This is a genomic window from Mesorhizobium sp. M0174, assembly GCF_040322275.1.
Classification (GTDB): Bacteria; Pseudomonadota; Alphaproteobacteria; order Rhizobiales; family Rhizobiaceae; genus Mesorhizobium.
Window position 1 is genome coordinate 156,271 of the sequence record NZ_JAMYTB010000003.1, and the last position, 25,198, is coordinate 181,468.

Consider the following 25,198-nt stretch of genomic DNA (forward strand, 5'->3'; position numbering starts at 1 on the left):
CAGTTACTTTCCAAGAATGTCTGTTGCTGTTCGGGACGAAACAAGCCGAACGTTTTCAGCTGCATGGCCGCCCTGCGGCAAGGCCTCAGCCTCGAGGAAGGACAGCGCCTTCGGGACAAAAGCGGCGTGGTTCTGAAATACCCCGCCATGCCCGGCATCCGGATAGATGACCAGATGCGCCCCCGGGATACGCCCGGCGAGATCGTAGGTATTGCTGCTCGGCACCATGCTGTCCTGGTCGCCATTCGCAACCAAAGTGGGAATGCGGATGGTGCTCAGGTCTTGTGGCGCCTGGAGTCCGTAGGCCTTGATCGCCTTGAGTTGCGCGCCGAACGCGCTCAGCGATATCGCCTTGTCCCGGTTGTTCCGGCGCTCCTTCAGCCGTTCCAGAAATGCGTTTGCGGCGCGGCGCCCATTCGGCGTTCTTGTGAAGAAGAGATAGTACTTCGGATCCCGAAAAGTCAGCGCGCCCTTGATCATGTCCACGATCGTCAGCGGCGTCACCTTGTCGACGCCTTGCCCACCGGCCGGCCCCGTGCCAGCCAGGATGAGTTTGCGCACAAGCTTGGGCTCGGTCAGCACAATCTCTTGCGCCACGAAGCCGCCGAGTGAAAAGCCGAAGAGATCGACTTCTTCGAACCCCAGCGCCCGGACAAAGGCGATTGCATCCCGCGCCATGCCGGAAATGGTCGACGGAGTTTTGCCACCCGAAGCACCGATGCCGCGATTGTCGAAGGCAATTACCCGCCGGGTCGCAGCGAGGCCATCGACGATGCGCGGATCAAAATTGTCCAGCTGAGCAGCCAGATGGTTGAGCAGGATCACTGGCACGCCCGTCCTGGGCCCGAGTTCCCTGTACGCAAAAGCTATGCCCCCGACATCGATCGAGAGCGTTGGCGCGTCCTGGAACAATGCCGGTGAACGCGGCGACCGATTGGATCTATGTGTCATGCTTGGCGTCTCCGTTTCGTAGGGCCTGGCCAAATGTGTTGTGGTTGCTAGTCGCATGTGCGTGAAATCCTCTGCCTCGCCGTTGTTCAGACCGGCAAGCGGAACTGCTTGCGCAGGCTCTTGTCGAAAATCCCCGCGGGGGCAAAGCGGCGCAGCAGGCTGACCTGGCGCGCTGCGTTGCCAGCGGTATAGCGCCGTCGCGGGCGGGCATCGGTCGCTGCCTTGACAACCACATCCGCCACCACTTCCGGCCGATCGGCTTTGGGCATCACATCGCCCAGCAGCGCCTTGAGCCCGGCTCGAGCCCGATCGTATTCCTTCAACAGCGAATCCGGCTCGATGCCGTTCTGGTCGAAGACGGTGCGAACGAATGCCGGCTCGATGACGGAAACGCGGACGTTGAAGGCGCGCACCTCGTGGTCGAGCGATTCCGAATAGCCTTCGAGCGCGTGCTTGACCGCCGAGTAATGAGCTGAGTATGGCGCGGGTACCAGTCCCAGAATCGAGCCGATATTGATGATGCGCCCTTCGCCGCGCCGCCGCATCGACGGCAACACCGCATTGGTCATCCGCATGACGCCGAACAGATTGACGTCGAACAGGGCTTGTACCTGTGCGACCGAGGATTCCTCGGCGCCTCCTAGCAGACCGACACCGGCATTGTTGACCAGGAGGTCGATCCGGCCGGTCTGCGCGAGCACGTTGGCAACGAGCGCATTGACGGCCGCATCATCGGTCACGTCGCATGCCAGCATGGTCACTCCGCCCGGACCATTACTGGTCTTGCGGCGACTTGTCCCGAAGACAGTGAAACCCGCCCGCGCCAAGGCCTCGGCGCTGGCGCGGCCGATGCCCGAGGAGGCCCCGGTCACGATTGCGGTCTTTTCAGAATTCCCATTCATTTTGATGTTCCAGGTTCGAGAGGTCTAGCTTATTTCCACGAATTGAATTATGGTCGTAATATCAGATTATGAGCATAATGCAATAGCAGGACAGGAAAGAAAGACCATGCGCTACGAAAAGGGCCGAAAAGACGCGTCACGCAGCCGGATCATGGAGGTCGCCGCCGAACGTTTTCGATCTGACGGCATCGCGGCGTCCGGGCTGGCGACCATCATGAGCGACGCCGGGCTGACGAACGGCGCCTTCTATCCGCACTTCCAGTCCAAGGCGGAGCTCGTCCGTGAAAGCGTGGCGGCGGCCTTGGACGCGCAGTCGCATGAAGTGCAGGAAGCATTGGCCGCCGGCGGCCCGGAAATGGCCATAGAGGCATATCTGTCGGCCGAGCACCGGGACAATCCCGGAAAGGGCTGCGCTTCGGCGGCGCTGTTGCCGGAAATAGCGCGGCAGCCGCCTGAAACGCGAGCCCTCTACGCCGAGCGCGTTCAATCCCTGGTGCGCCAGATAGCCGAAGCTCTGCCGCCGACCGAGGATCGCGAGGGCACCGCGTTGGGCATGTTTGCAACGCTCATCGGCGCGCTTCAACTGGCTCGCGCCGTGGAAGGGACGGAATTGTCGGATCGGGTCCTTGCAGCGGGAGCAGATGCCGCAAAGGCGCTGATCCGGCCGGTTCAAAACGAGGTGGCCTCCTGAGGGCCGCCCGGACTATTCGGCCGGCTCGAATCTGCCTTGCACCAAGACTGTCTCCACCGGCCCAAGCGGATTGATGATCCGGCTCTCCAGGACTTCGATAAGTTTGCGTCCAACACCCGCCATATCGACGGAATGAACTCCGATCTTTGCGGGCAGGAAGCGTGCCAGCCGCGTGCTGTCACGGGTGACGATGTGGACGTCGCGGCCTGCTGTAAGACCCCGCTTGCCGAGAGCGTGCAACGCTCCCAGAAGGCCCAGTTCGTTGGCGCACGCCAAGCCCGTTGGCGGATCCGACGACGCCAGCAAGCGATCGAACCAGCCGGCGCTCGATTCCATGGTGAACATGCCATGACCGATCAGCGATTGGTCGATCGGAATACCAGCCTCGGCCATTGCCCTTCCATACCCGGAAAGACGCATGGCACTCGCCTGGTCCTCCGGAACGAGAAGTTGCAGCGCAATGCGTCGACAGCCCTTATCCATGAGCCGCCGGGTCGCCTCGTAGGCAATCTGTTCATTGTCGACGTCGACATAGGGATAGGCGATATCCAGGTCGGTTCTTCCAAACGCGACGAATGGCATGCGTTGATCCAGCAGCAGCCTGACGCGCGGATCAGCCGACACCAGGCGTGTGATGATCAGGCCGTCTGCACTGCGCGCCTGAAGCTGCCGCTGCACACTCTCAACGGGATCGTCGTCGGGAGTGGTGGAATAGATGGACAGACTATAACCGGCTTGCCGCGCCGCCAGCGTCATGCCTTCGATCAAAGGAAGCTTCAACAGATCGGACAGATGGTCTCGTGTCTCCATCGGGAGCACCGCCGTCAGCGTCTGCGTTCGACCGGTTTTGAGCGCGCGACCATAGTGATTTGGTAAATAGCCGACCCGCTTAGCCGCCTCCTTGACGCGGGCTATGGTCGAGGGCTGCACTTCCGGCCCATCCTTCAGAGCGCGGGACACCGTGGTCACCGAGAGGGAAAGTTCCGCGGCGATCTGCTTTAGATTGGCCATTGTTCGCCCGACTTCATTTGCGAAAGCGCCGGCTGATTTGCTGACCGCCACAGCGTTACCGAATTCGACATCCCGGTCAATCCGAACTCCCATAGGAAGCAGCTTGACTCTAGCGTATCCAGATGCAATCGTAACGTTACGATTACAAAATAATGGCTCTTTCAAGCGATATTCCATAAAAGTTGGGGAGGAGAACCTATGTCCTGGCTACGCATTTCCTTAACAGCATTCGCAATCTCGGCTGCCCTGCCCGTGCATGCGCAGACGGTCACCATCACGACCGCGGGCGGCGACTATGGCAACGCCATCAAGGAGGCCATGTGGGGCCCGGCTGCAAAAGAGCTTGGCTATGATGTCCGCGAGGAGACGCAGAGCGACGGCCTGGCCGCCCTGAAGATGCAGGTTACCTCGGGTGCAGTCACGACCGATATCGTCCACCTGGGTTCGCCGGAAGGGGCGCAGGCGGCCGCGCAATCGCTGCTGGAGCCGCTCGACTACAAGATCATCGATCCGAAATCCGTGCCGGAGGGTGCAAAGTCCGACTACTGCTATCCGTTCGATTCCTATGGCACCGTCATGTCGTGGAACACCAAGACCTATGGCGAGAACCCGCCGAAGACGTGGGCGGAGTTCTGGGATGTTGCCAAATTTTCTGGCCGTCGCGCGTTGCGCGCCAATGCGCAAGACTCGATCGAGATCGCGCTTCTCTCCGATGGCGTGCCACCGGCGGACGTCTATTCCGTGCTCAGCACGCCGGAAGGGCTAGAGCGCGCCATCAAGCGGCTTGAAGCGATTAAACCAAATGTCGCCGTGTGGTGGACCTCGGGCGCCCAGTCCGCGCAGTTGCTGAAAGACGGTGAGGCGGATTTGGTCATTACCTGGAACGGACGCGCCCAAACCGTGAAAGCAGATGGCGGCGCGGCTGACTACACGTTCAAGGGTTCGGTCATCGGCACGGACTGTCTTGGGGTGCCGAAGGGAGCGCCGAACAAGGAAGCCGCGATGAAGCTCATTGCAGCGATGACGCAGCCCGCGCGGGTTGCCAAGCTGACCGATTTCATTGCCTATGGCCCAGTCAATCCTGCGGCATATGAGGGTGGACTTATTCCCGCGGACCGTCTGAAGACACTTGCGACCGCGCCTGAAAATGCTGGCACTTCGGTGTTTTCCAATTCAGAATGGTGGGTCAAGAATGGCGAGGCTGCCCAAAGAGCCTTCGATGAAATGATGGCTCGCTGACTCTCAGCTCTGACGCATGTTGCGCAAAAATGTGCAGCGCGCGACAACGACATGCATGAAAACAAGAACCTGAAGCGCGTCGCGTGAAGCCGGTCGAACGCGACGCGCTTCAAGGCTGGAGCACATGATGAAGTCGCTCGCGATCACCATCGAAAGCGTGCACAAGGCTTACGGGGCCTACGTCGCACTGGATGATGTTTCGCTCGACATTCAGGCTGGCGAATTCCTCACCCTGCTAGGGCCATCCGGATCGGGCAAGACGACTTTACTCATGGCTCTGGCCGGTTTTGTCCGGCCGGATTCCGGTAAACTTTTCCTGGGCGATCGAGACATCACCCGCCTGCCGCCCAACAAACGAGACATCGGCATAGTATTCCAGAATTACGCCTTGTTTCCCCACATGAACGTCCTGGCGAACGTCGCGTATCCGCTGGTGCTGCGCAAGGTACCGAGAGCGGAGGCGCGTCAGCGGGCGCTTGATACCTTGGCCCGCGTGAAGCTGGATGGCCTGGCGGAACGCAATGTTGCCGCACTATCCGGCGGCCAACGTCAACGGGTGGCATTGGCGCGGGCTATCGTCTTCGAACCGCGCGTGATGTTGATGGACGAGCCGCTGTCGGCGCTCGACAAGAATCTGCGCGAGACCATGCAGTATGAGATCCGGCGTCTGCATGATCATCTACGGATCACCACAATCTATGTGACCCACGACCAGCGCGAAGCGCTGATTATGTCTGACCGGATTGCGGTGATGAATTCTGGCCGCATCCAGCAGATAGATACGCCGCAGCGGATTTATGATCGTCCATCGACCCGCTTCGTCGCGGAGTTCATGGGCGAGGCCAACATTGTGGCCCCGGGCTCGGCGCGCAGAATCGACGGCGCCGAAGCACCACACGAAACGCTGATGATCCGCGCCGAAAGCTTCCATCTTGATGCGAAGCTCGTCGGAGGAGACGGAGTGGCCCTCGAAGGAATACTGCGCACCAAAGCGTTCCGCGGCGAGAACTGGCTTTTGACGCTGGCGCTTGACGGTGGGCAAGAGGTTCTTGTCTGCATTCCGGCAGCGCTGGCCGGCGGCTGCGCCGAACTTGCCGCCGGTCAGCGGATGACCGCATATGCACCAGCCGCGAAGGTTCACGCGATACCGGGGGCGATGGCGTGACCGTCGTCCGGGATCCGGCGCTCGCAGCGGATGCACGGCGCGAGCGGCGGTTTTTTCTTTCGCTTTCGCTCCCGGCGCTGTTCATCGTTGGACTGGCGGCGATACTGCCCATCCTTTGGATCATCCGGCAATCCTTCCTGACCACCGGAGGTGAGTACACCGTCGGCAATTACCAGAAGGTCCTTTCGAGCGGACTGACATGGTCGGCGCTCGTCACGACCCTCGAACTGTCTTTGGGTACGCTAGCGGCCTGCATTCTCCTCGGCACCCCTCTGGCGCTCGCTCTGGCCAGTGTCAGACCAAGGTTGGCCAACGTGCTCATGGCGTTCGTCATGCTGCCGCTGTGGACCTCCATTCTGGTGCGTACCTATGGTTGGCTCGTGCTCTTGCGGCGCGACGGCCTGATCAACGCGGCGTTGACCGGTTCAGGCCTGACGGCGGAGCCATTGCCGCTGGTCTACAACTTCACGGGAACGCTCATCGGCATGGTGCACTACATGCTGCCACTCTTTCTGCTGCCTGTTTATGCTGCGATGCGCGATATCGACCCAAATCTCATTCGCGCGGCAGCGAGCATGGGAGCCACTCTCAGGCAGGTCATCCGCACCGTCATTATGCCGCTTTCGGCGGGCGGCATCTTCTCGGGTTCGATCATCGTCCTCATCTACGCCATAGGTTTTTTCATCACGCCGGCGGTGCTTGGCGGCGGCAAGGTAAATCCGCTCTCTACCCGGATCGAGCGTACATTATCGACCTTTCAGGACTGGGGATCGGCGAGCGTCCTGGGCATTCTGCTCCTCGTTCTCATGGCGCTGATCGGTGTGATGTTGCTGGCGGCACGCCGGCTGGTGGCCCAGAACACCGTGGAAGCCTCCCATGCTTGAAGCCTATCCGCAAAACAGGCTCGCCCGCATTTTGCTCTGGAGCTTTGCCGCTCTTGTCATGGCATTTCTGATGCTGCCGACGCTCGTGGTGGTGCCGCTTTCCTTTTCGGCATCTAATCTCCTCGAGTTTCCGCCGCACGCCTACTCGTTGCGCTGGTACGAGAACTTCTTCGGCTCGGCAACGTGGATGGCCGCGCTGAGGACGAGTTTGATCCTTGGGACGTTGACGGCGTTGATCGCGGTGCCTTTCGCGCTGCTCGCCTGCATTTCAATGAACCGGCTGGGCGGAAAGACCGCTGCGGCCATCCAGAGCGTCCTGCTGACCCCCTCGATCACCCCAGGTATCCTGCTTGCGATCGGTCTCTTCTTTGTGTTGGCCGCACAACATCTGATCGGAACGCTATTGGGTGTGCTGGTCGGACATGTGGTGCTGGCCGTTCCGGTCGCCTGCATTGTGTTGCTACCCGCTCTCGCCCGCTTTGACTGGAACCAGGTTCAGGCGGCGCGCAGCCTCGGCGCAAACTGGGCCAGAGCCATTGGCGGAATAATCGTTCCGCAACTTCGGATCAGCTTGCTGTCGGGGACATTGATGGCGTTCCTGACTTCGCTCGACGAGTCTGTGATTTCGATCTTCATCGCAAGCGGTCGCAACAGCACGATGCCGAAGCTTATGTTCCTGTCGCTGCGCGATCAGATCGATCCGACCATTGCGGCGATCTCGACATTGTGGACCGTCATCGTCGTGGCCGTGGTCCTGATTGTGACCCTTCGCCAAAAATCCTGACCGAGACTGGAAACATGCCCGCCAATCACCATGCAGCCGACGATCTGACGGATCATTCGACGGACATCCCTCAGGTAGGGTTGGCCATCATCACCGGGTCGGCAAACTGGGGGCTTGCCTTCCCGGAAGATGTCGAATTCGATGGTGTGCGCACCTTGCGGCGCGACATGAGTTTTGAAACACCTTTCGGTCGCACCGACAACTGGAAGCTGCTCGAGTTCGATGCGTCGATCACAGCGGAAGGGAGAGCAAAACGCGCGCTGTGCATGTATTCGCACGGCAATCCCCGCGACCATATCGACCATTCCTGCCACCGCCGCGCGTTCTGGGTATTGATGCGGGCGGGTGTACGGCAAGTTCTCGCCTGCTCGACGGTTGGCGCCGTCAACAAGGCGATCCAGCCTGGCGATATGGTGGTGACTGCCGATATCATCGAACTGACGCAGACCCCCTTTTCACTGCTTCCTGACCGCCAGAGCTTTGACTGTTCGGGCAAGCAAATCGTGTGCCCAAGATGCGCGGCGGTTCTGGTTGAAACGGCCCGCCGTCATTGGCCAGCCGAATGCCGCGTTTATGGCATCGAACAGCAGTTGGTGGCTGCCCACTGTTATGGGCCCCGGCTGACAACGCCAGCCGAAGCCTTGGCGTATCGGGGCATGGGGGCGGATGTACTCAACCATTCCATCGCCCCTGAGGCGACCCTGTCGCGCGAAATCGGCGCGTGTTTCGTGCCTTGCGCGTTCGTGACGGCGGGCTTCAACGACTATATGGATCGCAATCGCCAGAAATTGCTGCAGGAGGACGTGCTGCCCAATCTTTCCATGACAGCCTCGCGGGTCGCGCTGGAGACCGCCGCGCGACTTCCCGCTGATCCGGAATGCTCCTGTCAGGGTTTGAAGTCGCCGCAGCCGAAAGAACGCTCCAGCCGGTTCTGAGATACCCGCCAGATGGCTGAAGCTCTGCCGCAGACTAGGGATCTCGAGGCGCCGCGCTGGGCATGTTCGCGACGATCGAGTCGTACGCTTCGGCAGCGGCAGTCCAACCCTAAGGCAGCCTGAACCGGTATTCCGTCACGTGATGGTAGATCTGCCCGGGCCACAGCGTGGCTTGCGGGAAATACGGCCGGTTCGGCGCATCCGGCCAGATTTGCGGCTCCAGGCAGAAGCCCGAAAAGGCCTTGTATTGACGCCCCCCCAATCCAGGCGAAGACGGCGCCAAGTACTGGCCGGTATAGAGCTGGACGCCCGGCTCCGTGGTCCAGAGCTCCATCTCGACGCCGGAATTCGCGCCTTGCGCCCATGATGCCTGCTTCAGCGGCCCGCGGGTCGAGGCGAAGCAGAAATTCTGGTCGTAGGGGAGCTGTTCGCCCTCGGTCTCCATGCGCAGCGGCCGCGCCTGGCGAAAGTCGAAAGGTGTGCCGTCGACCGGCTTGACCGTGCCTGTCGGGATCAGATCGGCGTCGACAGGAAGATAAGCGCCGGCATTCAGCATCAGCCGGTGGTCGAGAATGTCGCCGGCGCCGCCGTCATCCAGGTTGAAATAGGAATGCTGGGTGAGGTTGCAGAGCGTCGGCTCCTCGCAGGTGGCGGTCAGTTCGACGCTGAGCGTGCCGGGGATCTTCAGCCGGTAGGTGCAGGTCACGTCGAGCGCGCCGGGAAAGCCCATCGTGCCGTCGGGGTCGTGCAGGGTCAGCGTGACAAAATCCCTGCCATGCAGCGAAACCGCCCAGGCCCGGCGCGAAAAACCTTGCGAACCGCCATGCAGCGTGTGCTTTTCGAGGAAATTGCGCTCGGTCTGATAGCGTTTGCCGGCAAGCGTGAAGCGGCCGTCGCGGATACGGTTGGCGTAGCGCCCGACGACGGTGCCGAAGAAGGCGGTATCGGTCTCATAATGCTCGAATCGGTCATAGCCGAGCACCAGCGGCGCGTCGTGCCCGGCCAGACGCAGATCCTGGATGATCGCACCCAGCCCGATGATGTTGGCGGTAAGGCCGCCGCCACGGATGGTGAAGCGGCGGACGGCCTCGCCCGCCTGCGTCGTGCCGAAAACCTCGCCGTCCTTCATTGCCATGCTCGCAAGTTTGCTGCTCGATGCCAGCCTGGCCTTTCGAAGCGGCCCAGGGTCGTTTCGGTATTACCGCATCAGGCTTCTAGAGACCAAGTCCGCCGATGCAGACATATTTGGTGTCCAGATAATCCTCGATGCCCTGATGGCCGCCTTCCTTGCCGAGGCCCGATTCCTTGACGCCGCCGAACGGCGCTTCAGGGGTGGTGATGAGCCCCTCATTGACGCCGACCATGCCGTATTTCAGGCCTTCCATGACCCGGAAGGCGCGGCCGAGATCGCCGGTGTAGAAATAGCAGGCCAGGCCGAACTCGGTGTCGTTCGCGAGTGCCACCGCCTCTTCCTCGGTCTCGAACTTGAATACCGGCGCTACCGGGCCGAAGATTTCTTCCTTCATGAAGCGCATTTTCGGCGTGGCATTGGCGATCACCGTCGGCTGGAAGAACGAGCCGCCGAGCGCGTGGCGCTTGCCGCCGGCGACGACCTTGCCGCCTTTGGCGGTAGCGTCGGCAATCAGTTCCTCGACCTTCTCCACCGCCTTCTCGTCGATCAGCGGCCCCTGCTGGACGCCGTCTTCGAGGCCGGAACCGACCTTCAGGCCGTTGCTCGCAGCAGCCAGCTTTTCGACGAACTGGTCGTAGATGCCGGCCTGCACCAGGAAGCGGTTGGTGCAGACGCAGGTCTGGCCGGAATTGCGGTACTTGGCGGTGATGGCGCCGGCGACGGCCCGCTCGATGTCGGCGTCGTCGAAGACGATGAACGGCGCATTGCCGCCGAGCTCCATCGACACTTTCTTGACGGTCACCGACGACTTCTGGATCAGGATCTTGCCGACCTCCGTCGAGCCGGTGAAGGTGATCTTCTTGACCAGCGGGTTGGCACAGATCTCGTCGCCGATCTCACCGGCGGCCCCGGTCAGGATATTGATTACGCCTTTGGGGAAGCCGACCTCCTCGGCAAGCGCGCCCCAGGCAAGGCCGGAATAAGGCGTCTGCGACGCGGGCTTGACCACGGCGGTACAGCCGGCGGCAAGCGCCGGGCCAAGCTTGCGGGCCAGCATCGAGGATGGGAAATTCCACGGCGTAATGGCGGCGATGACGCCGACCGGTTCCTTGGTCACCAGGATACGGCGGTCCGCCCAGGGCGACGGCACGACGTCGCCATAGGTGCGGCGGCCTTCTTCGGCGAACCACAATATGTAGGACGCGGCCGAGCCGATCTCGCCCTTCGATTCGAACAGCGACTTGCCCTGCTCGATGGTCAGCAGTTCGGCCAGCACGTCCTGATTGTCCATCATCGCGTCGTGCAGCTTGCGCAACAGCTTCGAGCGTTCGAGCGCGGTGGTCTTGCGCCATGTCTGGAAAGCAGCGTCGGCGGCTTCGATGGCGCGGCGGGTCTCGGCCTTGCCCGACTTCGGCACAGTGCCGATCTTGAGGCCGGTGGCAGGATTGTTGACGTCGATCGTCTGGCCTGAATCGGCCTGCACCCATTCGCCATTGATGAGATTGGCCTGCCGCATGAAATGGCTGGTTTTCTGAAGCATGATCTCGCCTCCGTTCGGCACCTGGCGGGCCGGTCGCTGATTTCGTGAATGGACGTGCGCGATAGCATCGCTAGAGCCACTGCTCTTAGCCCAGGGCAAGCCCCGCAAGCAATCACAAGATGGCATATAGGGTTTGGGCCAGCCAAAGCGAGAGCGATGCAGCCAAGGCTCCAGGGTATGTTGAGATTCAGGTCAGGCCGAGTCGAGAAGGGTGGGTTCCGAGAACCGGAACGGAGCGGACATTCGGGTCCGTGAGTACCGGAAGCGCAGGAAACCGCCATTCGCAGGCCGGCATCACCCGACTATCGACATACCCTACCCAAAAACATGGACGACCACGGCCAGCCAAAACGCAGTGGTCACGACAGCACAGGCGGTGGCGATGGTCATCTGGTTCGATGCCAGTGCCTGGCCGGTGTTGAACTGCACCGCGATGAGATAGGAATTGATGCCGGACGGCAGCGCCGCAACCATCACCGCCACCTTGGCCGTCAATGGCGGCAAGCCGATCAGCCACACCAGGCCGAGAACCAGCGCCGGCATCAGGAACAGTTTCAGCGCCGACAGCGCCAGCGCCGGCCTTACATTGCCGGAGATGCCAAAGCGGCGCAGGCTGAGCCCCATGGCAAACAGCGCAACCGGGGCGGCCGTGCCGGCCAGCGCGTCGCTCAGCCGCGTCGCAAGCACCGGCAGTGGCGCACCGGTGAAGCGCCACGCCAACCCGGCCAGTATGCCGATGATCAGCGGATTGATGAATACCCTCCTGAGAAAGCTCCTGACGACGCGGAGCGGATGCACAGGCTCGCTGCCGCCGCGGCCGAACATCTCGAACAGGATGATCGAGGCCATCATCATCACCGGCAAGTGAATGGAGACGAGCAGTGACAGCACTTCGAACCCGGCCGGCCCGAACACGCCGATGATGAAGGGCGCGCCGAGCAGGACAACGTTGGAGAAGGACGACGATACGCCGCCGACGACGCCGGCGCGGGCGTCCCGCCCGAAGATGCGCGTAATAACCAGATGGCCGGTGGCCCAGGTGAGCGCGACCGCCGCGAAATAAGCGCCCCATAGCGGCCACGGCGCCACGCCGTGGAAATCGGCCTTTACCATGGTCTGGAACAGCAAAAGCGGCATTGCCACGTTGATGGCGAATTCGGATACGCCCTCGCCGCTCGCCGGCTTCAAATAGCCGGTCAACCCGGCAAGATAGCCGAGCCCGACGAGACTGAAGACGAAGAGGACGGTTTCGGTAAGCGGAGACATTTTTCCCGTGATAGGCGAGGCCGGGCGGCGGCGCAATCGCCCTTCCCTCGCGAATGTACCGGCCAACAATCCGGCTGCTCGGATCTTGCCCGAATTTGCTCATGGTTGGATGCCAGCGCTATACAGGGTTGTCGGGGGACACGCGGCGAATGGGCCTTGTCGGAAATCAGTACTTCTTCAAGCAGGCGTGGCTGACGGCTTTCGTCGGCGCCATGCTTTGCCTCGTGGTGACCTCGGCTCATGCCGCGGAGCCGGAGAGCCTCAAGGGCGTGGCGCTGATTGTCGGCCAGTCGAAATACCGACACATAGCGGCTCTTCCCAACCCCGCCAACGACGCCCGCGACATCGCCAAGATGCTGACCGATCTGGGCTTCGACGCGCGCAGCGTCACCGACCGCGACGCGGCAAAGCTGAAGCGCGACCTCGAGCGTTTCGCTGAGGATGCCGAGGACGCCGACGTCGCCTTGATCTACTATTCCGGCCACGGCATCGAGGCCGGCGGCGAAAACTATCTGGTGCCGGTCGACGCCGACGTTTCTTCATTGAAGGACGCCGATCAGGCCCTGGTGCCGATCTCCGCCGTCATGGACGAACTGAAGAAGACCGTGCCGGTAACGATCATGCTGCTCGATGCCTGCCGCACCAACCCGTTTCCGGCCGACGCGGTGCTGCGCCGGGCGCCCACCGCCTCGGCCTCGCCGATCGGCGCCGGCGGGCTGGAGCCGATGCGCGGCGCCAGGGCACTGGCGAACGTTACCGCGACGGAAAATCTGGGGACGGTGATCGGCATGAGCCTGATCAATCTCGGCAATCTCGAACGGACCGGCAAATATCTGGACGAAGCCGAAGCCGCCTTCGAGGCGACGCTCAAGGTCTTCACCCGCGAAGGCCAGCCGATGCAATGGGCCTTCGAGCAGAACAATCTCGGCGACGTCCACTGGAACCGCGGCAGCTATGGCGGCGGCAATGCCGAATACCAAAAGGCGATCGAATTCTTCGAGAACGCCAAGCAAGGCTTTACCGAAGCCGGCTACACACTCCCCATCCTGCTGACCGACCGCAAGATCGATCTGGTGAAGAAGCAGATAGCGAAGAAATAGGCGTCTCGGCCACAGGTTGCACTCGGCTTGTCTTTCAGCCGGCTTTGCCGTCCCTATATGCCGGTCACCGGGGACCTGCCTGCCGGTCACCCGAAAAGGATGTCTGATGCTTCGATTTGTGCTGGCGCTGCTGCTGCTTGCCGTTTCCGCCACAGCCCATGCGACGGAAGCCGGCTGGGCGCTGCTCCGCGACGGCGGGCATGTGGTCCTGCTTCGCCATGCCATGGTCACCGGCACCACCGATGCGGCCAATTTCGACCTCGGCAAATGCGCGACCCAGGTCAATCTCTCTGAGCGCGGCAAGCAACAGGCGCGCAAGATCGGCGCGCTGTTTGGCGCCCGCGCCGCACCGGTCGAGCGCGTGCTGTCCAGCCGCTATTGCCGCTGCCTCGAGACCGCCCGCATCGCTTTCGAAAGCGAGCCGGAGCCGTTCGCACCGCTTGACCTGCTGAAGACCGACGAAAAGGAAAAGGCCGACCAGATTGCCGCGATCCTTGCCGAGATCCGCGGCTATTCCGGCTCCGACAATCTGGTCATGGTCACGCATCTCGAAAACATCAAGGAATTGACCGGGATCTCGCCGCGTGAAGGCGAGGCCGTGGTCGTCGAGCCGCAGGGCGACGGCCTGCGAGTACTCGGCCGCGTCACTTTCTGACTGCGCCGGAGCCGGTTGAAGCGTTCGCTAGTAGTGAAATCTAGCGTTTGGTACCTTAAGCGGAATACTGGTTCCGACCCGCGATGAGGTCTTGATCGAGTCCAAGGTCGACATTGACCCTTGGTCAGAACCAACGAGTGCTTTCAACGAAAGCGAATGCGATGGTACGTCTCATCAGGACTTCCGAGCCGTGACAACGGGGGAGGTTTTCGTCCTCTACTTTGCCGGCCGGAGCCTCAGCGGCTGAAAAAAGGCCCGGATGTCCTCGACCAGGAGTTCGGGTTGCTCAATCGCCGCGAAATGTCCTCCTTTCGGCATGTCGGTCCAGCGCTCGACACGGAAGACTCGCTCGACCCAGGAGCGAGGTGGCATAGGAAGCTCTCGGGGGAAGACTGCAACGCCGAGGGGCGGTGTTATTCGCTCCCTTGGCCCGAAGATCAGGGGGCAGAGCCGGTTCTCTTTGTAAATCCGGAGCGAGGCCTCGATCGTGTTACCGAACCAGTAGAGCGAGATGTCGGTAAGCAGCGTGTCTAGAGGGATGGCGCGTTCGAGTTCGCCTTCGCAGTCGCTCCAACTGCGGAACTTCTCGGCAATCCATGCGGCCAGCCCGATTGGGGAATCTGTCAGTGCAAAGGCTAGCGTCTGGGGCTTGGTCCCCTGCAGAAAAGCGTAGGCCCCCTCCGTCGCGGCGAAATTCGCCGCACTGTCGAGGAATGCCTTCTCCTCCGGCGTGACAGGTGGGTCGCCGCGACCGAGGGTCGGGCGGAAACTGCCTGGAATGTAATTCAGGTGCAATCCGATAAGGTCCTCTGGGTAAAGCCGTGCGAGCCAGGTCGAGACTCCGGCGCCGATGTCGCCACCTTGTGCGGCGAAGCGATCATGTCCCAGTTCGCGCATCAGCCCCCGCCACAGCTTCGCGACATGCTTTGAGCTAACGCCGGCCTGACGCGGCGGGGACGAGAAGCCGAAACCCGGAAGCGACGGTGCGACGACATCGAAGGCGTCATCGGCATCCCCGCCGTATTTGGCAGGATCCGTGAGCAGCGGAATGACATGCTCGAACTCGGCGAAGGAGCCGGGCCAGCCATGAGTGAGGATCAACGGCAAGGGCGCTGACCCCTTTCCTTTCTGGTGAACGAAATGGATGTCGCACCCGTCTATCGTGACCCTAAACTGAGGCAAGAGGTTCAGACGTTTTTCGTGATCGCGCCACCTGAAATCGTATCCCCAGTAACGTGAAAGCTTTCTGAGGAAATCAACGTCAGTACCGTCCTCCCATCCGTATGCGAAGATCGACGACGGCCATCTTGTCGCTTGGATACGACGCTGTAGGTACTCGATCTGTTCATCCGGGATGTGGATGTGGAAGGAATGCATGGCCACGGGTGTTGCTCCGATCAGCGGCGAAGAATTGTCCCATCAAGGCACAGAACGAAGGAAAACTCACTGAGCGACCGCTTTGTCCGCTACTTGCTCGTTCCCATCTACGAGACGAAGGTAACATTCCACCTGGTGGCAATTCGTTTAAGTTACCTGGCGTCAGATTTTCACCGCTACCAGCCAAGCGTCGACACGGAGCTTCCATCCCTCGATCATGTCCGCGAACGCGTCCTCCGTCAGTTCGGACAGATACGATGCTCCTGCCGGGCTCAAGGCCGTGAACGCATAGGTAATCGACGCCTCCGTGCCTCCGTTAGTGTCGGTCGGCAGGCCACCTCGACAAATCCGAAACGCGAATCCGGCGTAACGCGAACATAGCGGATGCGATGCGCCAGCCGTCCACCCAGGCTCATGTCGCGATGCTCAGCCAAGGCCTTGAGCACCTTCGCCAATCGTTTTTCCAGGCGCACCCGGTCTGCGAGCGTTTCTGTAGTCATAGATCTTCGTGGTACATTGGTACACGCAATGACCAGAGATGGGACGGTTTGGGCATATCGCCGGGAGGGGTTGCCAGCGACCCCTATTGCTCTGCCAGAACATCAATCCCAGCTGCGGTCGGCGCATCAGGCCTTTTCCTGCCCGGAAAAACCGATTAGACAGCGCCAAACACATGCGGACAGATTCCGCCCGCAATCGAAGGAAAAGCCCTTGTCCACCACGTTCGACAACGTCGCCAAGATCATCGCCGACACCAGCGAGATCGATATCGAGACGATCACGCCCGAAAGCCACACCATCGACGATCTCGGCATCGACAGCCTCGACTTCCTCGACATCGTCTTTGCCATCGACAAGGAATTCGGCATCAAGGTGCCGCTGGAAAAGTGGACGCAGGAGGTCAACGACGGCAAGGCTTCGACCGACGACTATTTCGTCATGAAGAACCTGTGCGCCAAGATCGACGCGCTCGTCGCCGCCAAGAACGCCGCGTGAACACAGCGCCTGACGCGCCCGACCCACAACAGCCCCCAATGAACCCCCACGACGTCGTCATATCAGGCATCGGCCTTGTCTCGTCGCTGGGCGAGGGTCCGGATGCGCATTGGCAAAAGCTTGTCCAGCCGCGCCTTGAGCCGGTTCTGGAGGCCTCGCGCTTCTCGCCCTATACGGTCCATCCGCTACCGGAGATCGACTGGAACCTGCAGATCGCCAAGCGCGGCGACCAGCGGCAGATGGAGACCTGGCAGAGGCTCGGCACCTATGCGGCCGGCCTTGCGCTCGACGATGCCGGCATCAAGGGCAATGACGAACTCTGCGCGACCATGGACATGGTGGTGGCCGCCGGCGGCGGCGAGCGCGACGAGGCGGTCGATGCGGCCATTCTCGCGGCATCGGAAAGCCGCAATGACCGCGACGTGCTGCTTAACGAGAAGCTGACCACGGAATTGCGCCCGACGCTGTTTCTGGCACAGCTTTCCAACCTGCTCGCCGGCAACATCTCGATCGTCCACAAGGTGACAGGCTCCTCTCGCACCTTCATGGGCGAGGAAGGTGCGGGCGTTGCCGCGGTCGAGACGGCGGCCGCGCGCATCCGCTCCGGCCAGTCGACGCATATACTGGTCGGCGGCGCTTTCCAGACCGAACATTCCGACATGCTGCTCGGCTATGAATTGGCCGGCTACCTGCATCGCGGCGCGTGGCGGCCGGTCTGGCAGAGGCAAGGCGCCGAAGGCGGCGGTGTGGTGACCGGATCCGGCGGCGCGTTTCTCGTCCTGGAGCAGCGCGAGCACGCGGAAAGCCGTGGCCGGAAGATCTACGCGGAACTCGGCCCGGTCCTGTCCGGTCGCGCCAGGCGACGGCGGGGCGAACTCGCCGGTGAGATCGCCGCGCTGTTGAAGCAAGCCGCATTGCCGGACGGCGAACTGCTGGCGATCTCCGGCGCTTCGGGCGCCCATGCCGCGACCGCCGCCGAGAAATCGGCACTCGAGGCCAATCCGGCGATCGCCGCACGCGGCTTTTCGACGCTGACCGGCCACATGAAGGAAGCGCAGTTCCCCTTTGCCGTTGCGCTGGCGGCCCTGGCTGTCGACCGCAAGGCGGCCTACCCTGTCTTCGACGCCACAGTCGAAAAACCGTTTTCCGGCGTCCCGAAGACCGTCCTTGCAACGGCGATCGGCTATCACCAATTCGAGGGCATGGCGCTGATCAAAGCCGCCTAGAGCATCGGACCGAAAAGTGTGATGCGGTTTCGGGCGATCCGATTGCTGCAAGAGAAACAGGTTTTTGGACAACAAATGGCCAATCTGAACGACCATATGGGCAGGCCTATCGTCGCGGTCACCGGCATCGGCGTGGTGACGTCGCTCGGTGTCGGCAAAGCCGACAATTGGGCGGCACTTACGTCAGGCAAATCCGGCATCCATCCGATCACCCGCTTCCCGGTCGATCATCTCAACACCCGCATCTCCGGCATGGTCGATTTCCTGCCGTCGAGTTCCAAGGGCGCCAGTCTTCTCACCTATGAGCTTGCCGAAACCGCCGCCCAGGAAGCGATGTCGGAGGCCGGCCTCGATGCCGGCGATTTCGGCGGACCGCTCTTCCTCGCTTCGCCGCCGGTCGAGCTCGACTGGAGCGAGCGCTTTTCGCTCTACAATTCCGACACGCACGACACCGGTGCAGAGAGGCTGCTGCGGGTAGCGCGCGGCCTCAGGGAACTCGACATCTTCGAGACCACCCAGTTCGGCTCGATCGCCGACCGGCTTGCCGACCGTTTCGGCACGCGTGGCCTGCCGATCACGCTGTCGACCGCCTGCGCTTCGGGCGCCACGGCGATCCAGCTCGGTGTCGAGGCGATCCGCCGCGGCGAATGCGACAGGGCGCTGTCGATCGGCGCCGACGGCTCGGCGACCGCCGAGGCGCTGATCCGCTTCTCGCTTCTGTCCGCGCTCTCCACCCATAACGACATCCCCGAAAAGGCCTCAAAACCCTTCTCCAAGGACCGCGACGGCTTCGTGCTGGCCGAAGGCTCGGGCGCCCTTGTGCTGGAATCGCTGGAGGCAGCACTGGCCCGCGGCGCCACCGTTCTCGGCATATTGCGCGGCTGCGGCGAAAAGGCCGACGACTTCCATCGCACCCGCTCCAAGCCGGACGGTTCGCCGGCGATCGCGGCGGTGCGCGCCGCTCTTGCCGATGCCGGCTTGAGCGAGGACGGGATCGATTATGTCAATGCCCATGGCACCTCGACGCCGGAAAACGACAAGATGGAGCACTTGTCGCTGTCGACGGTATTCGGCGAGCGGATCTCATCAATGCCGGTCTCGTCGAACAAGTCGATGATCGGCCATACCCTATCGGCTGCCGGTGCCGTCGAGGCCGCATTTTCGCTGATGACGATGCGCGAAAGCGTCATTCCGCCGACCATCAACTATGACAATCCCGACCCGGCGATCGTGCTCGACGTGGTGCCGAACACCAAGCGCAACGCCGAGGTCGGCACCGTCCTGTCGAACTCCTTCGGCTTCGGCGGCCAGAACACCTGCCTTGTCATGGCGCGGGAACCGGTCTAAGCGACCGTTCCGCTCTAGCACTTTTGTCGTGCGCATGGTCCTTTCCGAAACGGTTCTCGGTCCTGCGCAACCTGGGATCTGGCATGCGCGCATTGCAACTTATCGAGGATCGCCGGCTTGAAACGGTGGACCTGCCGCCACCGCCGCCGCCGTCGCTCGGCGAGGTGACGCTGCGCATCAAGGCCGTGGCGCTGAACCATATCGACGTCTGGGGCTGGCGCGGCATGGCTTTCGCCAAGCGCAAGCTGCCGCTGGTCGTCGGCGCCGAAGCCTCAGGCGAGGTCGAGGCGGTCGGCCCCGGCGTTTCCAGCCTCCTGCCCGGACAGTTGGTGTCGATCTATGGCGCCCGCACCTGCGGGCTTTGCCGCGCCTGCCGCGAAGGCCGTGACAATCTCTGCGAGCATGTTTCGGGCGTCCACGGCTTCCATCTCGACGGCTTTGCGCAGGAAAAGATCAACTTGCCGGCGCGCCTTCTGGTCCCCGCCCCGCCAGGCGTGAGCGAAATCGGCGCGGCGGTGGCGCCTGTCACCTTCGGCACGGTCGAGCACATGCTGTTCGACAATGCCCGGCTGCAGCCCGGCGAGACGATACTGGTCCATGCCGGCGGCTCCGGCATCGGCTCCGCCGCTATTCAGCTGGCCAAGAAGATGGGCTGCACGGTCATCACCACCGTCGGCTCGAACGACAAGATCGACAAGGCCAAGGCGCTCGGCGCCGACCACGTCATCAATTACCGCGACGACCGCTTCGAGGGCGTCGTGCGCAAGCTGACCAAGAAGAAGGGCGTCGACGTGGTGTTCGAGCATGTCGGCGCCGACACCTTTGCCGCGTCCATGCTGTGCCTCAAACGCGGCGGCCGGCTGGTCACCTGCGGCTCGACCTCCGGCGTGTCGACGCAGATCAATTTGATGCAGTTGTTCCAGCAGCAGCTGAAGCTGCTCGGCTCGTTCGGCTGCCGCATGGAAAACATGGCCGACGCCATGCAGAAGATGGCGGCGGGCCTGGTCGCGCCGGTGATCGACACCGAGGTCGGCTTCGACGGCATCGATGCGGCGCTGAAACGCATGGAAGGCCGCGACGTCTTCGGCAAGATCATCCTGCGCGTCGGCTGAGAATGATCGGCAACGCCTTCAAGAAGATCCGCAGGGACCTGGGATTCCGCTATGGCAGGCGGCTTCGCCAGTTCAATTACTGGCTGGTCGCGCGGGTCGCGATGATCATCATCTCCGCGCTGCGCCTGCTGCCGCCCGACAGCGCGCTCAATTTTGCCGACCGCGCCGCCCGCCGCATCGGCCCTTGGGTGGCGCGCCATCAGGTTGCGGTCGACAATCTGCGCCAGGCCTATCCGGAAAAAAGCGATGCCGAGATCGAAGCGATCGCTTCCGACATGTGGGGCAACATGGCCCGCCTGGCCGCCGAATACATTTTTCTCGATGCTTTGTTCGACTACGATCCCACTGCGACGAAGCCAGGCCGCGTCGAGGTCAAGGGCGTGGAGCATTTCGTGCGCATCGCGGGCGAGGACAAGCCGCATATCGTCTTCACCGGGCATCTCGGCAATTTCGAACTGCTGCCGGTGGCGGCGGCGACTTTCGGCATGAATATCACGGCGCTGTTTCGCCCGCCCAACAACCCTTACCTCGCCGACTACATCCTCTCGACCCGCCGCTCGAGCATGGGATCGCTGCTGCCGTCTTCGACCGGTGCCTCGTTCGCGCTTGCGGCCGTCCTGGAGAAGGGCGGCAATATCGGCGTGCTAGTCGACCAGAAATTCACCGGCGGGCTCGAGACGACATTCTTCGGCCGCCCCTGCGAGAGCAACCGGGTCCTCGGCACCCTGGCGCGGCACTACGATTGCGATGTCTACCCGGCGCGCTGCGTGCGCTTGCCGAACAATCGTTTCCGGCTAGAGATCGAGGACAAGCTCACCTTGCCGCGCACCGCCGGCGGCAGTGTCGACGTCCCCGCCACCACCCAGCTTCTCAACGACGTGGTCGAGCGCTGGGTGCGCGAAGACCCCGGCCAGTGGATGTGGTTCCACAAGCGCTGGGAGATCAGCGGCCGCAAAAAGCGTCGGCCGGCGACAATGCGCTACAAAGCCGCCTGAGCGCACCATCTTTTTCGGGCACAAGCCTTATTTTGTTCTTGCTTTGTGCCGGCAGCTATGCTACTAATTTCGCTATGGTGCTATTTGGCTCCGACGAACCCGCCGCTCCGGCGGGTTTTTTGTTGCGGGCCGAGGAGCAGACCCTAATTCGTCACGAGGATCCGCGTATTGCCGAAGCCGGCTTTGCGCACCATCGAATAGAATGCGGCCGCGTTGCTGGGGTGAAGACGCACACAGCCATGCGATGCCGGGCGCCCCAATTGCCGGATCGCGCCGGTGCCGTGGATGGCATAGCCGCCGCGGAAGAACACCGAATAGGGCATCGGCGACATGTCGTATTTGCGCGAATACCACATCCGGGCCGTCCGCTGTGGACGATAGCTGCCGCGTGGCGTGATGTAGCCTTTGCGGGCGGTGGAAACGCTCCACCGGTAATACGACAGCCCGTATCTTACCGTCATCGTCTGCGAGGAAATATCGATGTTCGCGACCAGGCTGGCCGCACGGCTCTCGAACGACGAACCGAACAGCATCGCTACTAATGCAGCTGCCATGAGAACAGTGTTTTTCATGCAATCAAACCCCTTTGATGCCCCTTGCCTGCCTGCCCTCACGCTGTTCCCCAGCGTTTTGATGGCAAGCCAGCGAGCTAACACTTACTCCCTGACGATTTCACCAATCCCAAGCAGCGAATTTGAACGATTTCCCGCAATAGTTGCCGTAACGACACGCAATCGCCTGGCAATTCGCCATCGGGCTTGCAAAACCCCCTCATCCGCTGCTCAATTCGCCGAATGAACGAACCGAACGAACGGCTCCTCAAGGCTATCGATGACCGAGCCGATGATCTGGTTGCACTGACTGCGGATCTGATCCGCTTTCCGACCATCAATCCGCCCGGCGAAGCCTATCGGCCATGTGCCGAATATATCGGCGCGCGGCTGAAGAAGCGTGGTTTTGAGACGGAATTCATCCGTGCCGAGGGCACGCCTGGCGACACTGACCATTACCCGCGCGTCAATGTCGTCGCCCGCTTCGATGGCCGGGCGCCGGGTGCTTGCGTGCACTTCAATTCGCATATCGACGTCGTCGAGCCCGGCGACGGCTGGAGTCTCGATCCATTCGCCGGCATCGTCAGGGATGGCAAGGTCTATGGCCGCGGCGCTTGCGACATGAAAGGCGGGCTTGCCGCCTCGATCATCGCCGCTGAAGCCTTCATGGAGGTCTTTCCCGATTTTCCCGGCGCCATCGAGATTTCAGGCACGGTCGACGAGGAGTCCGGCGGCTTTGGCGGCGTCGCGCATCTGGCCAAGCTCGGCTATTTCTCCAGGCCGAAGGTCGACCACGTCATCATTCCCGAACCGCTCAACAAGGATCGCATCTGCCTTGGCCATCGCGGCGTCTGGTGGGCGGAGATCGAGACCAGGGGCGAGATCGCGCACGGCTCGATGCCGTTCCTCGGCGACAATGCGGTGCGCCATATGGGCGCCGTGCTGCGCGCCTTCGAGGACGAATTGTTTCCGGCGCTCGACCGCAAGATGACGTGCATGCCGGTCGTGCCCGAAGGCGCAAAACGCTCAACCATGAACATCAACTCGGTCCATGGCGGCCAGACGGAGGATTTCCGGCCCGGCCTGCCCTCGCCCAACGTGCCCGATTCCTGCCGGCTGACCATCGACCGCCGCTTCCTGCTCGAAGAGGATCTCGCTACGGTCAAGAGCGAGGTGACCGATATCCTCGAACGGCTGAAGCGCGAGCGCAAAAAGTTCGACTACGAAATCCGCGATCTGATGGAGGTGCTGCCGCTGATGACCGAGCGCGACGCGCCGGTGGTTAAGGCGGTCGCGCAAGGCATCATGGAGATATTCGACCGCGAACCGGATTACGTGATTTCGCCCGGCACTTACGACCAGAAGCACATCGCCCGTATCGGCCACATCTATGACTGCATCGCCTATGGCCCGGGCATCCTCGATCTCGCCCACCGGCCCGATGAATGGGTCGGCATTGCCGATATGCTGGACTCGGCAAAGGTGATGGCGATCGGCCTCGACGTTCTGCTGAGGGACGCCGGCCCGCGATGATCCGGCCTTGGGCGAAAAAACATTCCTCCCGGCGACCGCCGACGGGACGAAACGCAATTTACTCGGCGGCGAATTCACGCTTCTATCCGGCCGGGTTTGAGCACGTGTTTTAGACATGGGGAGTTGCACGATGAAATTGTGGAAAACCATTCTGGCCGCCGCGGCGCTGGCGTTGGCCGCCGGAACCTCGGCGATGGCCGCGCGCACCGACCTGGTCATCGGCATTACGCTCGAACCCCCGCATCTCGACCCGACCGCGGGTGCCGCCGCGGCAATCGACGAGGTACTCTATGCCAATGTCTTCGAGGGCCTGACCCGCATCGGCCCGAACGGCGAGGTGCTGCCCGATCTCGCGGAAAGCTGGAGCATTTCCGACGACGGCAAGGTCTACATTTTCAAGCTGCATACCGGCGTGAAATTCCATGACGGCACCGACTTCAACGCCGACGACGTGAAATTCTCGCTCGACCGTGCCCGCGCCGAAAATTCTGTCAACGCGCAAAAGGGCCTGTTTGCCGCCATCGACAAGGTCGAGGTTGTCGATCCCGCGACGGTAAAGGTCACGCTGAAGAACCCGCAAGGCTCGTTCCTCTACAATATGGGCTGGGGCGACGCGGTTATCGTGGCGCCTGAGACAGCCGACACCAACAAGGAAAAGCCTGTTGGCACCGGCCCATTCAAGTTCCAGAACTGGGCCAAGGGCTCATCGATCACGCTGGTCAAGTCGGACAGTTACTGGGGCGCCCCGGTATTCCTCGACAAGGCCGAGTTCCGCATCATTCCGGATGCCGCCGCCGCCGTTCCGGCGCTGCTTTCCGGCGACGTTCAGGCCTTTCCGTTCTTCGACCCCGACAGCGTCGCCCAGGTGAAGGACGACCCACGCTTCAAGGTGGTGATCGGCTCGACCGAGGGTGAAACCATCCTGTCGATCAACAACAAGAAGCCGCCCTTCGACAAGCTGCAGGTCAGGCAGGCGATTTCCTTTGCGCTCGATCGCAAGGCGATCATCGACGGCGCCTCGGCCGGCCTCGGCGTGCCGATCGGCTCGCACATGTCGCCCGCCAGCAAAGCCTATGTCGACCTCACCGGCCTCTATCCTCACAATGTGGAGAAGGCCAAGGAATTGCTGAAGGAAGCCGGCCTGGAGAATGGCTTCAAGGCGACGCTCAAGCTGCCGCCGCCCTCCTACGCGCGGCTCGGTGGCGAGATCATCGCCTCCGAGCTTCGCGAAATCGGCATCGATCTCGAGATCATACCGGTTGAATGGGCGCAATGGCTGGACCAGGTCTTCACCAAGAAGGATTACGACCTGACCATCGTTTCCCATACCGAGCCTAACGACATCGATATCTATTCGCGTAAGGACTATTACTTCAATTACGACAATCCGGCCTTCGACAAGATCATCGAGGAGCTGAACCTTACCTCCGATGAGGCCAAGCGCACGACGCTGCTCGGCGAGGCGCAGAAGGTCCTGGCAGATGACGCCGTGGTCGGCTTCCTGTACGAATTGCCGAAGGTCGGCGTCTGGGACGCCAAACTGCAGGGCCTGTGGGAAAACGCCCCGATCCAGGCCAACGACCTGACCAAGGTGAAGTGGACGGATTGAGGCGCTGACAGAAGGGGCGAAAGTTGCACTCCGTCACACCCCCCTCTGTGCCGGACATCTCCCCCTCAAGCGGGGAGACTGGCCGTTTCCGCGCTGGCACTGCCCTGGCAACGCCAGTGGTTAGCGAAAGCGGCGATGAGGGCTCAATCTCCCCGCTTGAGGGGGAGATGTCCGGCACAAAGGGTGGGCGGGAACGC

General features: G+C 61.9%; 23 protein-coding genes. 15 read left to right on the forward strand and 8 right to left on the reverse strand.

The annotated features are described in order from the left end of the window. Positions 1–3: 3 nt before the first annotated feature. Positions 4–951 carry an alpha/beta fold hydrolase gene (locus NKJ13_RS07180; RefSeq protein WP_352737184.1) on the reverse strand — a complete coding sequence of 316 codons (948 nt, stop codon included), beginning with the start codon at positions 949–951 and terminating at the stop codon, positions 4–6. Positions 952–1,037: 86 nt separating this feature from the next. Then, on the reverse strand, positions 1,038–1,853 hold the full coding sequence (locus tag NKJ13_RS07185) for an oxidoreductase (protein WP_352470337.1): 816 nt from the start codon (positions 1,851–1,853) through the stop codon (positions 1,038–1,040). A gap of 106 nt (positions 1,854–1,959) precedes the next feature. Between NKJ13_RS07185 and NKJ13_RS07190 the strand changes: the two genes are divergently transcribed. Next, the gene (locus tag NKJ13_RS07190; protein ID WP_352737185.1) at positions 1,960–2,544 is read left to right on the forward strand and encodes a TetR/AcrR family transcriptional regulator; all 585 of its coding nucleotides are present in this window, start codon (positions 1,960–1,962) and stop codon (positions 2,542–2,544) included. 12 nt (positions 2,545–2,556) lie between these two features. Here the strand turns inward: NKJ13_RS07190 and NKJ13_RS07195 are convergent, their stop codons facing one another. Further along, positions 2,557–3,606, reverse strand: a complete 1,050-nt coding sequence (locus NKJ13_RS07195; protein WP_352737186.1) for a LacI family DNA-binding transcriptional regulator — start codon at positions 3,604–3,606, stop codon at positions 2,557–2,559. 147 nt (positions 3,607–3,753) lie between these two features. Between NKJ13_RS07195 and NKJ13_RS07200 the strand changes: the two genes are divergently transcribed. The 5 genes from NKJ13_RS07200 to NKJ13_RS07220 all read left to right on the forward strand — a co-directional run bounded on the left by NKJ13_RS07200 (position 3,754) and on the right by NKJ13_RS07220 (position 8,562). Continuing rightward, entirely contained in the window at positions 3,754–4,794 is a 1,041-nt protein-coding gene (locus tag NKJ13_RS07200; protein WP_352737187.1) for an ABC transporter substrate-binding protein, read from the forward strand. 127 nt (positions 4,795–4,921) lie between these two features. After that, positions 4,922–5,959: an ABC transporter ATP-binding protein gene (locus NKJ13_RS07205; RefSeq protein WP_352737217.1), complete on the forward strand. Its 1,038-nt coding sequence runs from the start codon at positions 4,922–4,924 to the stop codon at positions 5,957–5,959. Then, the gene (locus tag NKJ13_RS07210) at positions 5,956–6,843 is read left to right on the forward strand and encodes an ABC transporter permease (protein WP_254818216.1); all 888 of its coding nucleotides are present in this window, start codon (positions 5,956–5,958) and stop codon (positions 6,841–6,843) included. Before NKJ13_RS07205 ends, NKJ13_RS07210 begins: the two co-directional genes overlap by 4 nt. Next, the gene (locus tag NKJ13_RS07215; protein ID WP_352737188.1) at positions 6,836–7,627 is read left to right on the forward strand and encodes an ABC transporter permease; all 792 of its coding nucleotides are present in this window, start codon (positions 6,836–6,838) and stop codon (positions 7,625–7,627) included. Before NKJ13_RS07210 ends, NKJ13_RS07215 begins: the two co-directional genes overlap by 8 nt. Positions 7,628–7,641: 14 nt before the next feature. After that, positions 7,642–8,562: a phosphorylase family protein gene (locus NKJ13_RS07220; RefSeq protein WP_352737189.1), complete on the forward strand. Its 921-nt coding sequence runs from the start codon at positions 7,642–7,644 to the stop codon at positions 8,560–8,562. A gap of 109 nt (positions 8,563–8,671) precedes the next feature. Here NKJ13_RS07220 and NKJ13_RS07225 read toward each other — a convergent pair whose 3' ends face one another. From NKJ13_RS07225 to NKJ13_RS07235, 3 genes are all read right to left on the reverse strand, one after another. Continuing rightward, entirely contained in the window at positions 8,672–9,697 is a 1,026-nt protein-coding gene (locus NKJ13_RS07225) for an aldose epimerase family protein (protein WP_352737190.1), read from the reverse strand. Positions 9,698–9,776: 79 nt separating this feature from the next. Continuing rightward, positions 9,777–11,234: an NAD-dependent succinate-semialdehyde dehydrogenase gene (locus NKJ13_RS07230; RefSeq protein ID WP_352737191.1), complete on the reverse strand. Its 1,458-nt coding sequence runs from the start codon at positions 11,232–11,234 to the stop codon at positions 9,777–9,779. A 315-nt stretch (positions 11,235–11,549) separates the two neighbouring features. Beyond that, on the reverse strand, positions 11,550–12,500 hold the full coding sequence (locus NKJ13_RS07235) for an AEC family transporter (protein ID WP_352737192.1): 951 nt from the start codon (positions 12,498–12,500) through the stop codon (positions 11,550–11,552). Between the two features lie 149 nt (positions 12,501–12,649). On the opposite strand from NKJ13_RS07235, the gene NKJ13_RS07240 reads away from it, so the two are divergent. Further along, positions 12,650–13,600 carry a caspase family protein gene (locus NKJ13_RS07240; protein WP_352777468.1) on the forward strand — a complete coding sequence of 317 codons (951 nt, stop codon included), beginning with the start codon at positions 12,650–12,652 and terminating at the stop codon, positions 13,598–13,600. A 106-nt stretch (positions 13,601–13,706) separates the two neighbouring features. After that, positions 13,707–14,255, forward strand: a complete 549-nt coding sequence (locus NKJ13_RS07245; protein ID WP_254818209.1) for a histidine phosphatase family protein — start codon at positions 13,707–13,709, stop codon at positions 14,253–14,255. A gap of 216 nt (positions 14,256–14,471) precedes the next feature. Here the strand turns inward: NKJ13_RS07245 and NKJ13_RS07250 are convergent, their stop codons facing one another. Next, a complete protein-coding gene (locus NKJ13_RS07250; RefSeq protein ID WP_352737218.1) occupies positions 14,472–15,632 on the reverse strand; it encodes an epoxide hydrolase family protein in 1,161 nt (386 codons plus the stop codon). A gap of 711 nt (positions 15,633–16,343) precedes the next feature. Between NKJ13_RS07250 and NKJ13_RS07255 the strand changes: the two genes are divergently transcribed. The 5 genes from NKJ13_RS07255 to NKJ13_RS07275 all read left to right on the forward strand — a co-directional run bounded on the left by NKJ13_RS07255 (position 16,344) and on the right by NKJ13_RS07275 (position 21,308). Next, positions 16,344–16,628 (forward strand): acyl carrier protein, encoded by a 285-nt coding sequence (locus NKJ13_RS07255; RefSeq protein ID WP_352737194.1) that lies wholly within the window; start codon positions 16,344–16,346, stop codon positions 16,626–16,628. Positions 16,629–16,666: 38 nt separating this feature from the next. After that, positions 16,667–17,854, forward strand: coding sequence for a beta-ketoacyl-ACP synthase (locus NKJ13_RS07260; protein ID WP_352737195.1), 1,188 nt, complete (start codon positions 16,667–16,669; stop codon positions 17,852–17,854). Positions 17,855–17,929: 75 nt separating this feature from the next. Continuing rightward, positions 17,930–19,201, forward strand: coding sequence for a beta-ketoacyl-ACP synthase (locus NKJ13_RS07265; RefSeq protein ID WP_023676464.1), 1,272 nt, complete (start codon positions 17,930–17,932; stop codon positions 19,199–19,201). Positions 19,202–19,284: 83 nt separating this feature from the next. Beyond that, complete coding sequence (locus NKJ13_RS07270) at positions 19,285–20,313, forward strand: zinc-binding dehydrogenase (protein WP_352477635.1); 1,029 nt, start codon at positions 19,285–19,287, stop codon at positions 20,311–20,313. Positions 20,314–20,315: 2 nt separating this feature from the next. After that, positions 20,316–21,308: a lipid A biosynthesis lauroyl acyltransferase gene (locus NKJ13_RS07275; protein WP_352737196.1), complete on the forward strand. Its 993-nt coding sequence runs from the start codon at positions 20,316–20,318 to the stop codon at positions 21,306–21,308. Between the two features lie 143 nt (positions 21,309–21,451). Here the strand turns inward: NKJ13_RS07275 and NKJ13_RS07280 are convergent, their stop codons facing one another. After that, positions 21,452–21,880 (reverse strand): L,D-transpeptidase, encoded by a 429-nt coding sequence (locus NKJ13_RS07280; RefSeq protein WP_254818202.1) that lies wholly within the window; start codon positions 21,878–21,880, stop codon positions 21,452–21,454. Between the two features lie 222 nt (positions 21,881–22,102). Here NKJ13_RS07280 and NKJ13_RS07285 point away from each other — a divergent pair, with 222 nt between their 5' ends. Continuing rightward, entirely contained in the window at positions 22,103–23,392 is a 1,290-nt protein-coding gene (locus NKJ13_RS07285; RefSeq protein ID WP_352737197.1) for an acetylornithine deacetylase/succinyl-diaminopimelate desuccinylase family protein, read from the forward strand. A 130-nt stretch (positions 23,393–23,522) separates the two neighbouring features. Continuing rightward, complete coding sequence (locus NKJ13_RS07290; RefSeq protein WP_352737198.1) at positions 23,523–25,001, forward strand: ABC transporter substrate-binding protein; 1,479 nt, start codon at positions 23,523–23,525, stop codon at positions 24,999–25,001. The last annotated feature ends 197 nt before the right edge of the window (positions 25,002–25,198 follow it).

Bases quoted from the DNA above. Each gene is read 5' to 3' on its own strand.
- NKJ13_RS07250 (WP_352737218.1), bottom strand. From the start codon at position 15,632: ATGCATTCCTTCCACATCCACATCCCGGATGAACAGATCGAGTACCTA.
- NKJ13_RS07270 (WP_352477635.1), top strand. From the start codon at position 19,285: ATGCGCGCATTGCAACTTATCGAGGATCGCCGGCTTGAAACGGTGGAC.
- NKJ13_RS07290 (WP_352737198.1), top strand. From the start codon at position 23,523: ATGAAATTGTGGAAAACCATTCTGGCCGCCGCGGCGCTGGCGTTGGCC.
- NKJ13_RS07230 (WP_352737191.1), bottom strand. From the start codon at position 11,234: ATGCTTCAGAAAACCAGCCATTTCATGCGGCAGGCCAATCTCATCAAT.
- NKJ13_RS07245 (WP_254818209.1), top strand. From the start codon at position 13,707: ATGCTTCGATTTGTGCTGGCGCTGCTGCTGCTTGCCGTTTCCGCCACA.
- NKJ13_RS07265 (WP_023676464.1), top strand. From the start codon at position 17,930: ATGGCCAATCTGAACGACCATATGGGCAGGCCTATCGTCGCGGTCACC.
- NKJ13_RS07280 (WP_254818202.1), bottom strand. From the start codon at position 21,880: ATGAAAAACACTGTTCTCATGGCAGCTGCATTAGTAGCGATGCTGTTC.
- NKJ13_RS07220 (WP_352737189.1), top strand. From the start codon at position 7,642: ATGCCCGCCAATCACCATGCAGCCGACGATCTGACGGATCATTCGACG.
- NKJ13_RS07260 (WP_352737195.1), top strand. From the start codon at position 16,667: ATGAACCCCCACGACGTCGTCATATCAGGCATCGGCCTTGTCTCGTCG.
- NKJ13_RS07180 (WP_352737184.1), bottom strand. From the start codon at position 951: ATGACACATAGATCCAATCGGTCGCCGCGTTCACCGGCATTGTTCCAG.
- NKJ13_RS07275 (WP_352737196.1), top strand. From the start codon at position 20,316: ATGATCGGCAACGCCTTCAAGAAGATCCGCAGGGACCTGGGATTCCGC.
- NKJ13_RS07285 (WP_352737197.1), top strand. From the start codon at position 22,103: ATGAACGAACCGAACGAACGGCTCCTCAAGGCTATCGATGACCGAGCC.
- NKJ13_RS07235 (WP_352737192.1), bottom strand. From the start codon at position 12,500: ATGTCTCCGCTTACCGAAACCGTCCTCTTCGTCTTCAGTCTCGTCGGG.
- NKJ13_RS07225 (WP_352737190.1), bottom strand. From the start codon at position 9,697: ATGGCAATGAAGGACGGCGAGGTTTTCGGCACGACGCAGGCGGGCGAG.
- NKJ13_RS07215 (WP_352737188.1), top strand. From the start codon at position 6,836: ATGCTTGAAGCCTATCCGCAAAACAGGCTCGCCCGCATTTTGCTCTGG.
- NKJ13_RS07190 (WP_352737185.1), top strand. From the start codon at position 1,960: ATGCGCTACGAAAAGGGCCGAAAAGACGCGTCACGCAGCCGGATCATG.
- NKJ13_RS07240 (WP_352777468.1), top strand. From the start codon at position 12,650: ATGGGCCTTGTCGGAAATCAGTACTTCTTCAAGCAGGCGTGGCTGACG.
- NKJ13_RS07205 (WP_352737217.1), top strand. From the start codon at position 4,922: ATGAAGTCGCTCGCGATCACCATCGAAAGCGTGCACAAGGCTTACGGG.
- NKJ13_RS07185 (WP_352470337.1), bottom strand. From the start codon at position 1,853: ATGAATGGGAATTCTGAAAAGACCGCAATCGTGACCGGGGCCTCCTCG.
- NKJ13_RS07200 (WP_352737187.1), top strand. From the start codon at position 3,754: ATGTCCTGGCTACGCATTTCCTTAACAGCATTCGCAATCTCGGCTGCC.